The sequence below is a fragment of the Citrobacter koseri ATCC BAA-895 genome, assembly GCF_000018045.1.
GTDB classification, from domain to species: Bacteria; Pseudomonadota; Gammaproteobacteria; order Enterobacterales; family Enterobacteriaceae; genus Citrobacter_B; species Citrobacter_B koseri.
The window spans coordinates 4322242-4334850 of record NC_009792.1 but is presented as its reverse complement, the minus strand read 5'-3'; the positions used below and the strand labels follow the sequence as shown (position 1 = coordinate 4334850).

The window sequence follows — 12609 nt, the reverse complement described above, 5'->3', positions numbered from 1 at the left end:
CTCATCACTTTTTGATTAGCTTAGCGTAAAAGAAGCCGTCACCTTCTTCCGCACCAGGCAGATTTTGCACGCCCGGTTGAGCGGGGGTTCCGGTGCCGGTCAGGGTGGCGTCCGGGGTGCGCTGTAAAAAGGCCAGAATCTGTTGGCTATTCTCTTCCGGCAGGACAGAACAGGTCGCGTAGACCAGTGTTCCGCCTGACTTTAAATGTGGCCATATGGCATCCAGAATTTCCGACTGTAATTTTGCCAGTTCAGCAATATCACGATCGCGGCGTAGCCATTTGATATCCGGGTGACGACGAATGACGCCGGTGGCTGAACAAGGCGCATCCAGCAGAATACGGTCAAATTTCTGCTCGCCACACCATTGCGCGGGATATCGACCATCACCCTGTTTGACGGTTGCCTTCATCCCCAGACGTTTAAGGTTATCGTAAACGCGTGAAAGACGCTGTTCGTCGACATCGACAGCTAACACCTGCGCTTCAGGCGCGGCTTCGAGTATATGCGTTGTTTTACCCCCCGGTGCGGCGCACAAATCCAGGATTTTCTCGCCGTTTTGCGGGGCGAGGAAGCTAACACAGCCTTGCGCGGAAGCATCCTGAACCGTTACCCAACCCTCTTCAAAACCGGGTAAGGCATGAACCGGAGCCGGAGACTCAAGACGTAGGGCGTCAGGATAGGCCGAATGGGGAAAACCATTCATTCCTGCGTCCTGTAATAACGTGAGCCAGCTGTCGCGTGAATGATGTGTACGGTTCACGCGTAACCACATTGGAGGACGTTGGTTGTTGGCTTCGACAATCGCTTCCCATTGGGTGGGATAGGATTTTTGCAGGCGCTTTAGCAGCCAGGACGGATGCAGAAAACGCGCCTCGCTGGTCGCAAACTCAGCCAGCAACGCCTCCTGCTGACGCTGAAACTGACGCAAAACGCCATTGATCAGCCCTTTAAGCTGTGGGCGCTTAATAGCAACAGCACCTTCAACCGTTTCCGCGAGGGCTGCATGTGGTGGAATTCGTGTGTGCAATAGCTGGTAAAACCCTACCATGATCAGGTAATGCACGGTGCGTTGCTTACCGGTCATCGGGCGAGACATTAATTTATTAATCAGCCACTCCAGCTGCGAAAGGGTGCGCAACACGCCAAAGCACAGCTCCTGAAGCAGCGCTTTGTCTTTATCGGAGACTTTTTGCTGTAGTGGTGGCAGGACATTACTTAAGGATTGCCCTTGCTCAACGACCTGCTCAACGGCCTGTGCCGCCAGACTGCGTAAATTTTGTTTTTTCATAACCGCAAAAATAAAAATGCCCGGTAACACCGGGCGTAGTAAGACGTGACCGTCAGGCCAGACGGTTGCCAGGAATAAACCATTCCCGACGTGAATTTAAAAGATCCTGCGCGCTCATTGCCTTCTTACCTGCGGGTTGAAGGGAGAGCAGGTTCAGGATGCCGTTGCCGGTTGCAACCTGAATACCTTGTTTAGTCGCGTCAAGAATGGTGCCCGGTTCCGCTTGCGTTACGCGCTCTATCACTGACGCCTGCCACACTTTTACCGGCTGACCGTCAATTTCCATCCAGCTCATTGGCCAGGGATTAAAGGCGCGGATGCAGCGTTCAAGCTGTGCAGCAGAGAGAGACCAGTCCATACGCGCCTCTTCTTTGCTAAGTTTCTCAGCGTGAGTGGCCAGGGCGTTGTCCTGTACTTCTGGCTTCGCGGTACCGTTTTCTAACTGTTTCAGCGTTTCAATCAGCCCCTGTGGACCAAGATCCGCCAGCTTGTCATACAGCGTGCCGCTGGTGTCTTTCTCGGTGATTGGACAGGCAAGTTTATAGAGCATATCGCCAGTATCCAGACCCACATCCATTTGCATGATGGTTACGCCCGTTTCGGCATCACCAGCCCAAAGTGAACGTTGGATCGGCGCTGCGCCACGCCAGCGCGGGAGCAGGGAACCGTGAACGTTGATGCAGCCGAGTCGCGGCATATCCAGCACCGCTTTTGGCAGAATCAGGCCATACGCCACCACGACCATTACGTCAGCGTGTAAGTCTGCGACTAAATGCTGGTTTTCTTGTGGGCGCAAGGAGGCGGGCTGAAAAACCGCTATTCCTTTCTCTTCCGCCAACACTTTCACCGGGCTGGGCATCAGCTTTTTACCGCGTCCAGCCGGGCGGTCGGGTTGGGTAAACACGCCAACGATGTTGTGTCCAGAAGACAACAGCGCGTCAAGATGACGCGCTGCAAAGTCAGGTGTACCCGCAAAAATAATACGTAGTGAGTCTGACACGTTGATTCTTGTCCTTAAGCTCGGGCGTTCAGGCGGTCGAGTTTCTCAACTTTCTGACGAATACGTTGTTGCTTCAGCGGCGACAGATAATCGATAAACAGTTTACCGACCAGGTGATCCATCTCGTGCTGAATACAGATAGCCAACAGGCCGTCTGCTTCCAGCTCAAAAGATTTACCGTCGCGGTCGAGTGCGCGAATTTTCACTTTCTCCGCACGCGGCACTAAAGCTCGCTGTTCAGGAATAGACAGACAGCCTTCTTCAATCCCCGTCTCACCGCTTTTTTCCAGCAGTTCCGGGTTGATTAACACCAGACGCTCGTCGCGGTTTTCCGAAACATCAATCACGATGATACGTTGATGAATATCGACCTGCGTTGCCGCCAGGCCAATACCTTCTTCTGCATACATCGTTTCGAACATATCATCGACGATACGCTGAATTTCTGCATTCACTTCTTCTACCGGTTTTGCGACTTTGCGAAGACGCTCGTCCGGAATATGTAACACTTGCAAAACTGCCATAATTATCCAGAGTTGTGTTCAGGAGTTGGAAAGATTATTACCTCTATTCTAGACAAAACCCCCTCCGATTGACAGCATCAGTGACCAATCGCAAAGATTGCCAGGACAGCTTGTGGCAGGGGGATAAAGGATGACCTGTACCGAAATTTGGTTACGTTTGATGCATGTGAGTGAATTGTATGGCGATGCAATGTTGAGCATTGCGAATTTGCTCATACAACAGCGTCAGATTGATAAGACTTTGCTTCAGAACGCAGGGTTAACGTCCCGACAAGCGGAACGCTTTTTAACCGTCCCGCAAAAAGCGCTGGATGACGCGCAGCACTGGCTTGAGCAACCTCATCACCATTTGATTCTGGCCGGCAGCGCGCGTTATCCGGCACAGTTGAATGCGATTGCAGATTATCCCGGCGCTTTTTTTGTTGCGGGTGATCCAGAATGTCTCCAGAACTTCCAGCTTGGCGTCGTAGGAAGCCGGACACCTTCCTGGTATGGCGAGCGATGGGGGCGCTTGTTCTGTGAAAGTCTTGCCGTAAAAGGGGTGACGATTACCAGCGGGCTGGCGAGAGGAGTTGATGGCGTTGCGCATAAAGCCGCCTTAAACGCGAACGGGAAAAGCGTGGCTGTGCTGGGCAACGGTCTGGGAAGTATCCATCCCCGACGACATACCCGGCTGGCTGAGGGGCTGATAGACGCCGGTGGCGCGCTGGTGTCGGAGTTTCCATTAGCGACGTTCCCTTTACCGCACCATTTTCCCCGACGAAACCGCATCATTAGCGGCCTGAGCAAAGGCGTGCTGGTTGTTGAAGCGGCACTACGAAGCGGCTCTTTGGTTACCGCGCGCTGTGCGCTGGAGCAAGGGAGGGATGTCTTTGCCTTGCCAGGGCCGATAGGCAGCCCTGGCAGTGAAGGGCCGCATTGGTTGATCAAACAGGGCGCCACTCTTGTGACGGCGCCAGAGGATATTCTGGAAAATTTGCAATACGGCTTACATTGGCTGCCAGATGAGGCCGAAAATTCACTTTATTCACCAGATCAGGAAGTCGCAGCATTGCCATTTCCTATGCTCCTGGCTAACGTAGGAGATGAGGTAACACCTGTTGACGTCGTCGCTGAACGTGCCGGCCAACCTGTGCCAGAGGTAGTGGCTCAGCTACTCGAACTGGAGTTAGCAGGATGGATCGCAGCTGTACCCGGCGGCTATGTCCGATTAAGGAGGGCAAGCCATGTTCGACGTACTAATGTATTTGTTTGAGACTTACATCCATAACGAAGCTGAATTGCGTGTGGATCAGGACAAACTGGAACGGGATCTTACCGACGCTGGCTTTGACCGTGAAGACATCTACAACGCGCTACTGTGGCTGGAAAAGCTTGCTGATTATCAGGAAGGCCTCGCCGAACCTATGCAACTGGCTTCCGATCCGCTCTCCGTACGTATTTACACGGCAGAGGAGTGCAATCGACTGGATGCCAGCTGTCGGGGGTTTCTGTTATTCCTCGAGCAGATTCAGGTGCTAAACCTCGAAACGCGAGAAATGGTGATTGAACGCGTGCTCGCGCTGGATACCGCAGAATTCGATCTGGAAGACCTGAAGTGGGTGATCCTGATGGTTTTATTTAACATTCCGGGTTGTGAAAATGCGTATCAGCAAATGGAAGAATTACTCTTTGAAGTGAATGAAGGTATGCTGCATTAATCGATCTTCATTCAGCATGAGTTGTTATGGCTAAATCAGCACTGTTTACGGTGCATAAAAATGAGCCCTGCCCACAGTGCGGGGCTGAACTTGTTATTCGCTCCGGGAAACACGGTCCTTTTCTCGGCTGCTCACACTATCCAGAATGTGATTATGTCCGTCCGCTGAAATCGTCAGCAGACGGACATATCGTCAAAGTTCTGGAGGGGAAGTTTTGCCCGGCATGTGGCGCGGAGCTGGTATTGCGGCAGGGGCGGTTCGGCATGTTTATCGGTTGCAGTGACTACCCCGCGTGTGGCCATACCGAACTGATCGACAAACCAGACGAAACTGCCATTACCTGCCCTCAGTGCCAAAAAGGTCATCTGGTTCAACGGCGTTCCCGTTATGGTAAAACCTTTCATTCCTGCGATCGCTATCCTGAATGTCAGTTTGTCATTAACTTCAAACCGATAGCCGGAGAGTGTCCTGAATGTCACTATCCGCTACTCATCGAAAAGAAAACCGCGCAGGGTGTGAAGCACTTTTGCGCCAGTAAACAATGTGGAAAGCCGGTTCCGGCGGAACAACAAAGTGAATAATAACCTGCCTACAGACGCTATCGCGGCAGCGGTAGCGGTACTGCATAAAGAATGTGTCATCGCGTATCCCACAGAAGCTGTTTTCGGTGTCGGGTGCGATCCTGATAGTGAAACGGCGGTCAACCGCTTACTTGAATTGAAACAGCGTCCGGTTGAAAAAGGCCTCATTTTAATTGCGGCAAATTTTGAGCAGCTTAAGCCATATATTGATGACAGCATGCTGACAGATACGCAACGAGAAGCGATCTTTGCGTGCTGGCCTGGCCCGGTGACGTTTGTTTTTCCTGCACCGGCGACAACGCCGCGCTGGTTGACGGGACGTTTTGATTCGCTGGCGGTTCGCGTTACGGATCACCCGCTGGTGGTCTCATTGTGCCAGGCTTATGGCAAACCGTTAGTTTCCACCAGTGCGAATTTGACAGGGTTGCCTCCCTGCCGCACGGTCGAAGAAGTACGGGCGCAGTTTGGCGCGGATTTCCCCGTTGTTGAGGGGGAAACGGGAGGACGTCTGAATCCTTCTGAAATTCGTGATGCCCTGACGGGCGAGCTGTTTCGACAGGGGTAATACGATGGAAACCTATGCCGTTTTTGGTAACCCGATTGCGCACAGCAAGTCGCCATTTATTCATCAGCAGTTTGCGCAGCAACTGAAGATAGATCATCCCTATGGGCGTGTTCTGGCGCCGGTTGATGATTTCGTGAATACCCTTAATGCCTTTTTTGCGCAAGGAGGGAAAGGGGCGAACGTTACCGTTCCTTTTAAAGAGGAAGCGTTTGCACGCGCAGATGAACTGACGGAGCGTGCGGCGCTTGCCGGGGCGGTGAATACCCTGAAACGCCTTGATGATGGTCGCTTGCTGGGGGATAACACCGACGGCATCGGCCTGTTGAGCGATCTTGAACGTTTGTCTTTCATTCGTCCGGGGCTACGCATCCTGCTGATTGGGGCAGGGGGGGCTTCTAGGGGCGTACTGTTACCGCTGCTATCAATGGATTGTGCGGTTACTATTGCGAACCGAACCGCTTCCCGTGCTGAAGAACTGGCGCAAATATTCGCTCATACCGGCAGTGTTCAGGCCCTTCGTCTTGATGCGCTGGAAGGCCATGAATTCGATCTGATCATCAATGCGACATCCAGTGGAATTAGCGGTGATATTCCCGCGATCCCGTCATCGCTCATTCATCCTGCTGTCTGTTGCTACGATATGTTTTATCAAAAGGGAAATACGCCGTTCCTTGCCTGGTGTGCGGAGCAAGGGGCAAAGCGGTATGCCGATGGTTTGGGGATGCTGGTGGGGCAAGCCGCGCATGCTGTTTTTCTCTGGCATGGCGTATTGCCTGACGTGGAACCTGTTATTGCAACGCTGAAGCAGGAACTGTTGGCATGAACCAGGCTATTCAGTTTCCTGACAGAGAAGAGTGGGACGCGGACCTTGAGGCCGTTAGCTTTCCCGCACTGGTGAATGGGATGCAGTTAATGTGTGCTATCAAGGGAACCACGCTGGCGCATCGCTTTGGCGGCGATACGCCAGAACGGTGGTTGGCAGACTTTTGTGAACATCGCTGGGATCTGGAAGAAGAAGCGGAAGCGTTGATCCAGTCCCAGCAGGAAGACGATCAGGGTTGGGTCTGGCTGTCCTGACTCAGGTATTCATCTTTCCATTTCACATAGTTATTTGCGGAGTACTGTAGCCCGGCTTTCTCTTCATCACTTAGCGGACGGATCTGCTTCACCGGACTCCCCAGATACAGATAGCCGCTTTCCAGGCGCTTGTTTTGCGGCACCAGGCTGCCAGCGCCGATCATGACGTCATCTTCTATTACCGCGCCATCCAGCAGAATGGACCCCATGCCAACCAGAACCCGGTTGCCGATAGTGCAGCCGTGGAGCATGACTTTATGCCCGACAGTGACATCTTCACCCACAATAAGCGGATTACCTTGCGGGTTAGTGGTGGATTTGTGCGTCACATGCAGCACGCTGCCGTCCTGGATATTTGAGCGGGCGCCAATCTCTACATAGTTCACATCGCCACGAATGACGACCAGCGGCCAGATCCCGACGTCATCAGCCAGACGAACATCGCCAATGACGACGCTACTGGAATCGATCATCACGCGTTGCCCGATCTGTGGGAAAAGATCCTTATAAGGACGTAATACGTCAGACATGTTCACCTCAACGAAAGAGAACAGTAATGAAGACTTTGGTTGGATTATTGGCGCTACGCAAGTGTTTCAGGTATCAAAAATCAGCCAAATTGCGCAGGAATGTAGCGAAAGGGGTAAAAAACAGGCATTCAGCAAAAAAGATCCAAAAAACGCTTGTGCAAAAAAATGGGATCCCTATAATGCGCCTCCGTTGAGACGACAAAGTGAAACGCTTCACAAGATGGTCGGAACAACGAAGAGAAAAATCCTGAAAAATGGGGTTGACTCTGAAAGAGGAAAGCGTAATATACGCCACCTCGCGACAGAGCGCTAAAGCGCGTCGCAACTGCTCTTTAACAATTTATCAGACAATCTGTGTGGGCACTCAAAGTGACATGGATTCTTAATGTCTTCGGACAATAAATGAATACCAAGTCTCTGAGTGAACACGTAATTCATTACGAAGTTTAATTCACGAGCATCAAACTTAAATTGAAGAGTTTGATCATGGCTCAGATTGAACGCTGGCGGCAGGCCTAACACATGCAAGTCGAACGGTAACAGGAAGCAGCTTGCTGCTTTGCTGACGAGTGGCGGACGGGTGAGTAATGTCTGGGAAACTGCCTGATGGAGGGGGATAACTACTGGAAACGGTAGCTAATACCGCATAACGTCGCAAGACCAAAGAGGGGGACCTTCGGGCCTCTTGCCATCAGATGTGCCCAGATGGGATTAGCTTGTTGGTGGGGTAACGGCTCACCAAGGCGACGATCCCTAGCTGGTCTGAGAGGATGACCAGCCACACTGGAACTGAGACACGGTCCAGACTCCTACGGGAGGCAGCAGTGGGGAATATTGCACAATGGGCGCAAGCCTGATGCAGCCATGCCGCGTGTATGAAGAAGGCCTTCGGGTTGTAAAGTACTTTCAGCGGGGAGGAAGGTGTTGTGGTTAATAACCACAGCAATTGACGTTACCCGCAGAAGAAGCACCGGCTAACTCCGTGCCAGCAGCCGCGGTAATACGGAGGGTGCAAGCGTTAATCGGAATTACTGGGCGTAAAGCGCACGCAGGCGGTCTGTTAAGTCAGATGTGAAATCCCCGGGCTCAACCTGGGAACTGCATCTGATACTGGCAGGCTTGAGTCTCGTAGAGGGGGGTAGAATTCCAGGTGTAGCGGTGAAATGCGTAGAGATCTGGAGGAATACCGGTGGCGAAGGCGGCCCCCTGGACGAAGACTGACGCTCAGGTGCGAAAGCGTGGGGAGCAAACAGGATTAGATACCCTGGTAGTCCACGCCGTAAACGATGTCGACTTGGAGGTTGTGCCCTTGAGGCGTGGCTTCCGGAGCTAACGCGTTAAGTCGACCGCCTGGGGAGTACGGCCGCAAGGTTAAAACTCAAATGAATTGACGGGGGCCCGCACAAGCGGTGGAGCATGTGGTTTAATTCGATGCAACGCGAAGAACCTTACCTGGTCTTGACATCCACGGAAGTTTTCAGAGATGAGAATGTGCCTTCGGGAACCGTGAGACAGGTGCTGCATGGCTGTCGTCAGCTCGTGTTGTGAAATGTTGGGTTAAGTCCCGCAACGAGCGCAACCCTTATCCTTTGTTGCCAGCGGTTAGGCCGGGAACTCAAAGGAGACTGCCAGTGATAAACTGGAGGAAGGTGGGGATGACGTCAAGTCATCATGGCCCTTACGACCAGGGCTACACACGTGCTACAATGGCATATACAAAGAGAAGCGACCTCGCGAGAGCAAGCGGACCTCATAAAGTATGTCGTAGTCCGGATTGGAGTCTGCAACTCGACTCCATGAAGTCGGAATCGCTAGTAATCGTGGATCAGAATGCCACGGTGAATACGTTCCCGGGCCTTGTACACACCGCCCGTCACACCATGGGAGTGGGTTGCAAAAGAAGTAGGTAGCTTAACCTTCGGGAGGGCGCTTACCACTTTGTGATTCATGACTGGGGTGAAGTCGTAACAAGGTAACCGTAGGGGAACCTGCGGTTGGATCACCTCCTTACCTGAAAGAACCTGCCTTTGCAGTGCCCACACAGATTGTCTGATGAAAAGAAAGAAGCAAGGCGTCTTGCGATTGAGACTTCAGTGTCCCCTTCGTCTAGAGGCCCAGGACACCGCCCTTTCACGGCGGTAACAGGGGTTCGAATCCCCTAGGGGACGCCACTTGCTGGTTCGTGAGTGAAAGTCACCTGCCTTAATATCTCAAAACTCATCTTCGGGTGACGTTTGAGATATTTGCTCTTTAAAAATCTGGATCAAGCTGAAAATTGAAACGACACACGTAAAGTGTGTATGAGTCTCTCAAATTTTCGCAACACGAAGTGTTTCACGAAACATCTTCGGGTTGTGAGGTTAAGCGACCAAGCGTACACGGTGGATGCCCTGGCAGTCAGAGGCGATGAAGGACGTGCTAATCTGCGAAAAGCGCCGGCGAGGTGATATGAACCCTTGACCCGGCGATGTCCGAATGGGGAAACCCAGTGTGATTCGTCACACTATCGTTAGCTGAATACATAGGCTAACGAGGCGAACCGGGGGAACTGAAACATCTAAGTACCCCGAGGAAAAGAAATCAACCGAGATTCCCCCAGTAGCGGCGAGCGAACGGGGAGGAGCCCAGAGCCTGAATCAGCTTGTGTGTTAGTGGAAGCGTCTGGAAAGTCGCACGGTACAGGGTGAAAGTCCCGTACACGAAAACGCACAGGCTGTGAGCTCGATGAGTAGGGCGGGACACGTGGTATCCTGTCTGAATATGGGGGGACCATCCTCCAAGGCTAAATACTCCTGACTGACCGATAGTGAACCAGTACCGTGAGGGAAAGGCGAAAAGAACCCCGGCGAGGGGAGTGAAAAAGAACCTGAAACCGTGTACGTACAAGCAGTGGGAGCCTCTTTATGGGGTGACTGCGTACCTTTTGTATAATGGGTCAGCGACTTATATTCTGTAGCAAGGTTAACCGAATAGGGGAGCCGAAGGGAAACCGAGTCTTAACTGGGCGTTAAGTTGCAGGGTATAGACCCGAAACCCGGTGATCTAGCCATGGGCAGGTTGAAGGTTGGGTAACACTAACTGGAGGACCGAACCGACTAATGTTGAAAAATTAGCGGATGACCTGTGGCTGGGGGTGAAAGGCCAATCAAACCGGGAGATAGCTGGTTCTCCCCGAAAGCTATTTAGGTAGCGCCTCGTGAACTCATCTCCGGGGGTAGAGCACTGTTTCGGCTAGGGGGCCATCCCGGCTTACCAACCCGATGCAAACTGCGAATACCGGAGAATGTTATCACGGGAGACACACGGCGGGTGCTAACGTCCGTCGTGAAGAGGGAAACAACCCAGACCGCCAGCTAAGGTCCCAAAGTCATGGTTAAGTGGGAAACGATGTGGGAAGGCCCAGACAGCCAGGATGTTGGCTTAGAAGCAGCCATCATTTAAAGAAAGCGTAATAGCTCACTGGTCGAGTCGGCCTGCGCGGAAGATGTAACGGGGCTAAACCATGCACCGAAGCTGCGGCAGCGACACTATGTGTTGTTGGGTAGGGGAGCGTTCTGTAAGCCGTTGAAGGTGTGCTGTGAGGCATGCTGGAGGTATCAGAAGTGCGAATGCTGACATAAGTAACGATAAAGCGGGTGAAAAGCCCGCTCGCCGGAAGACCAAGGGTTCCTGTCCAACGTTAATCGGGGCAGGGTGAGTCGACCCCTAAGGCGAGGCCGAAAGGCGTAGTCGATGGGAAACAGGTTAATATTCCTGTACTTGGTGTTACTGCGAAGGGGGGACGGAGAAGGCTATGTCGGCCGGGCGACGGTTGTCCCGGTTTAAGCGTGTAGGTGTGTGCTCCAGGCAAATCCGGTGCACTTTAACACTGAGGCGTGATGACGAGGCACTACGGTGCTGAAGTGACAAATGCCCTGCTTCCAGGAAAAGCCTCTAAGCATCAGGTAACACGAAATCGTACCCCAAACCGACACAGGTGGTCAGGTAGAGAATACCAAGGCGCTTGAGAGAACTCGGGTGAAGGAACTAGGCAAAATGGTGCCGTAACTTCGGGAGAAGGCACGCTGATATGTAGGTGAAGTGGTTTACCCATGGAGCTGAAATCAGTCGAAGATACCAGCTGGCTGCAACTGTTTATTAAAAACACAGCACTGTGCAAACACGAAAGTGGACGTATACGGTGTGACGCCTGCCCGGTGCCGGAAGGTTAATTGATGGGGTTATCCTCGCGGAGAAGCTCTTGATCGAAGCCCCGGTAAACGGCGGCCGTAACTATAACGGTCCTAAGGTAGCGAAATTCCTTGTCGGGTAAGTTCCGACCTGCACGAATGGCGTAATGATGGCCAGGCTGTCTCCACCCGAGACTCAGTGAAATTGAACTCGCTGTGAAGATGCAGTGTACCCGCGGCAAGACGGAAAGACCCCGTGAACCTTTACTATAGCTTGACACTGAACACTGGTCCTTGATGTGTAGGATAGGTGGGAGGCTTTGAAGTGTGGACGCCAGTCTGCATGGAGCCGCCCTTGAAATACCACCCTTTAATGGCTGGTGTTCTAACGTGGGCCCGTAATCCGGGTTGCGGACAGTGTCTGGTGGGTAGTTTGACTGGGGCGGTCTCCTCCTAAAGAGTAACGGAGGAGCACGAAGGTCAGCTAATCCTGGTCGGACATCAGGAGGTTAGTGCAATGGCATAAGCTGGCTTGACTGCGAGCGTGACGGCGCGAGCAGGTGCGAAAGCAGGTCATAGTGATCCGGTGGTTCTGAATGGAAGGGCCATCGCTCAACGGATAAAAGGTACTCCGGGGATAACAGGCTGATACCGCCCAAGAGTTCATATCGACGGCGGTGTTTGGCACCTCGATGTCGGCTCATCACATCCTGGGGCTGAAGTAGGTCCCAAGGGTATGGCTGTTCGCCATTTAAAGTGGTACGCGAGCTGGGTTTAGAACGTCGTGAGACAGTTCGGTCCCTATCTGCCGTGGGCGCTGGAGAACTGAGGGGGGCTGCTCCTAGTACGAGAGGACCGGAGTGGACGCATCACTGGTGTTCGGGTTGTCATGCCAATGGCACTGCCCGGTAGCTAAATGCGGAAGAGATAAGTGCTGAAAGCATCTAAGCACGAAACTTGCCCCGAGATGAGTTCTCCCTGACTCCTTGAGAGTCCTGAAGGAACGTTGAAGACGACGACGTTGATAGGCCGGGTGTGTAAGCGCAGCGATGCGTTGAGCTAACCGGTACTAATGAACCGTGAGGCTTAACCTTACAACGCCGAAGATGTTTTGGCGATTTGAGAGACGATTTTCAGCCTGATACAGATTAGTGTTTAATGCGAGAGGCATT

General features: G+C 52.6%; 11 protein-coding genes, 1 tRNA gene and 2 rRNA genes. 10 read left to right on the top strand and 4 right to left on the bottom strand.

Annotated elements, in window-relative coordinates:
- Nucleotides 1–4: 4 nt before the first annotated feature.
- From rsmB to def, 3 genes are read right to left on the bottom strand one after another with little or no spacing between them, the layout of a single operon-like run.
- On the bottom strand, nucleotides 5–1291 hold the full coding sequence (rsmB, locus tag CKO_RS20055; RefSeq protein WP_012135419.1) for a 16S rRNA (cytosine(967)-C(5))-methyltransferase RsmB: 1287 nt from the start codon (nucleotides 1289–1291) through the stop codon (nucleotides 5–7).
- Between the two features lie 52 nt (nucleotides 1292–1343).
- Nucleotides 1344–2291, bottom strand: a complete 948-nt coding sequence (gene fmt, locus CKO_RS20050) for a methionyl-tRNA formyltransferase (RefSeq protein WP_024131001.1) — start codon at nucleotides 2289–2291, stop codon at nucleotides 1344–1346.
- 14 nt (nucleotides 2292–2305) lie between these two features.
- Nucleotides 2306–2815, bottom strand: a complete 510-nt coding sequence (gene def, locus CKO_RS20045; RefSeq protein WP_012135417.1) for a peptide deformylase — start codon at nucleotides 2813–2815, stop codon at nucleotides 2306–2308.
- A gap of 130 nt (nucleotides 2816–2945) precedes the next feature.
- On the opposite strand from def, the gene dprA reads away from it, so the two are divergent.
- Genes dprA through CKO_RS20015 form a run of 6 tightly spaced genes read left to right on the top strand, consistent with a single transcriptional unit; the run spans nucleotide 2946 to nucleotide 6738 of the window.
- Complete coding sequence (gene dprA, locus CKO_RS20040) at nucleotides 2946–4070, top strand: DNA-protecting protein DprA (protein ID WP_024131000.1); 1125 nt, start codon at nucleotides 2946–2948, stop codon at nucleotides 4068–4070.
- Nucleotides 4042–4515, top strand: a complete 474-nt coding sequence (gene smg / locus CKO_RS20035; protein ID WP_024130999.1) for a DUF494 family protein Smg — start codon at nucleotides 4042–4044, stop codon at nucleotides 4513–4515. Before dprA ends, smg begins: the two co-directional genes overlap by 29 nt.
- Nucleotides 4516–4541: 26 nt before the next feature.
- Nucleotides 4542–5096 carry a DNA topoisomerase family protein gene (locus CKO_RS20030; protein ID WP_012135414.1) on the top strand — a complete coding sequence of 185 codons (555 nt, stop codon included), beginning with the start codon at nucleotides 4542–4544 and terminating at the stop codon, nucleotides 5094–5096.
- Nucleotides 5089–5661, top strand: a complete 573-nt coding sequence (gene tsaC, locus CKO_RS20025) for an L-threonylcarbamoyladenylate synthase type 1 TsaC (protein ID WP_024130998.1) — start codon at nucleotides 5089–5091, stop codon at nucleotides 5659–5661. The genes CKO_RS20030 and tsaC overlap by 8 nt, the downstream gene beginning before the upstream one ends.
- 4 nt (nucleotides 5662–5665) lie before the next feature.
- A complete protein-coding gene (aroE, locus tag CKO_RS20020) occupies nucleotides 5666–6484 on the top strand; it encodes a shikimate dehydrogenase (protein ID WP_012135412.1) in 819 nt (272 codons plus the stop codon).
- Complete coding sequence (locus tag CKO_RS20015; RefSeq protein ID WP_012135411.1) at nucleotides 6481–6738, top strand: DUF1488 family protein; 258 nt, start codon at nucleotides 6481–6483, stop codon at nucleotides 6736–6738. Before aroE ends, CKO_RS20015 begins: the two co-directional genes overlap by 4 nt.
- On the opposite strand, the gene CKO_RS20010 is transcribed toward CKO_RS20015, so the two are convergent.
- Nucleotides 6714–7268: a gamma carbonic anhydrase family protein gene (locus CKO_RS20010; protein ID WP_012135410.1), complete on the bottom strand. Its 555-nt coding sequence runs from the start codon at nucleotides 7266–7268 to the stop codon at nucleotides 6714–6716. The two genes, CKO_RS20015 and CKO_RS20010, sit on opposite strands and share 25 nt — an antisense overlap.
- Here CKO_RS20010 and CKO_RS20005 point away from each other — a divergent pair.
- From CKO_RS20005 to CKO_RS19990, 4 genes are all read left to right on the top strand, one after another.
- Entirely contained in the window at nucleotides 7267–7581 is a 315-nt protein-coding gene (locus CKO_RS20005; protein WP_012135409.1) for a hypothetical protein, read from the top strand. The two genes, CKO_RS20010 and CKO_RS20005, sit on opposite strands and share 2 nt — an antisense overlap.
- Nucleotides 7582–7736: 155 nt before the next feature.
- Nucleotides 7737–9278, top strand: a 16S ribosomal RNA gene (locus CKO_RS20000).
- A gap of 85 nt (nucleotides 9279–9363) precedes the next feature.
- Nucleotides 9364–9439, top strand: a tRNA-Glu gene (locus CKO_RS19995).
- A 187-nt stretch (nucleotides 9440–9626) separates the two neighbouring features.
- Nucleotides 9627–12531, top strand: a 23S ribosomal RNA gene (locus CKO_RS19990).
- Together the 16S and 23S rRNA genes with 1 tRNA gene alongside form the textbook arrangement of a ribosomal RNA operon.
- Nucleotides 12532–12609 lie beyond the last annotated feature (78 nt).

What these genes read in the sequence shown, in the direction of transcription:
- rsmB (WP_012135419.1), bottom strand. Translation starts at nt 1,291, where the DNA reads ATGAAAAAACAAAATTTACGCAGTCTGGCGGCACAGGCCGTTGAGCAG.
- def (WP_012135417.1), bottom strand. Translation starts at nt 2,815, where the DNA reads ATGGCAGTTTTGCAAGTGTTACATATTCCGGACGAGCGTCTTCGCAAA.
- dprA (WP_024131000.1), top strand. Translation starts at nt 2,946, where the DNA reads ATGACCTGTACCGAAATTTGGTTACGTTTGATGCATGTGAGTGAATTG.
- smg (WP_024130999.1), top strand. Translation starts at nt 4,042, where the DNA reads ATGTTCGACGTACTAATGTATTTGTTTGAGACTTACATCCATAACGAA.
- CKO_RS20030 (WP_012135414.1), top strand. Translation starts at nt 4,542, where the DNA reads ATGGCTAAATCAGCACTGTTTACGGTGCATAAAAATGAGCCCTGCCCA.
- aroE (WP_012135412.1), top strand. Translation starts at nt 5,666, where the DNA reads ATGGAAACCTATGCCGTTTTTGGTAACCCGATTGCGCACAGCAAGTCG.
- CKO_RS20015 (WP_012135411.1), top strand. Translation starts at nt 6,481, where the DNA reads ATGAACCAGGCTATTCAGTTTCCTGACAGAGAAGAGTGGGACGCGGAC.
- CKO_RS20005 (WP_012135409.1), top strand. Translation starts at nt 7,267, where the DNA reads ATGTTCACCTCAACGAAAGAGAACAGTAATGAAGACTTTGGTTGGATT.
- CKO_RS20010 (WP_012135410.1), bottom strand. Translation starts at nt 7,268, where the DNA reads ATGTCTGACGTATTACGTCCTTATAAGGATCTTTTCCCACAGATCGGG.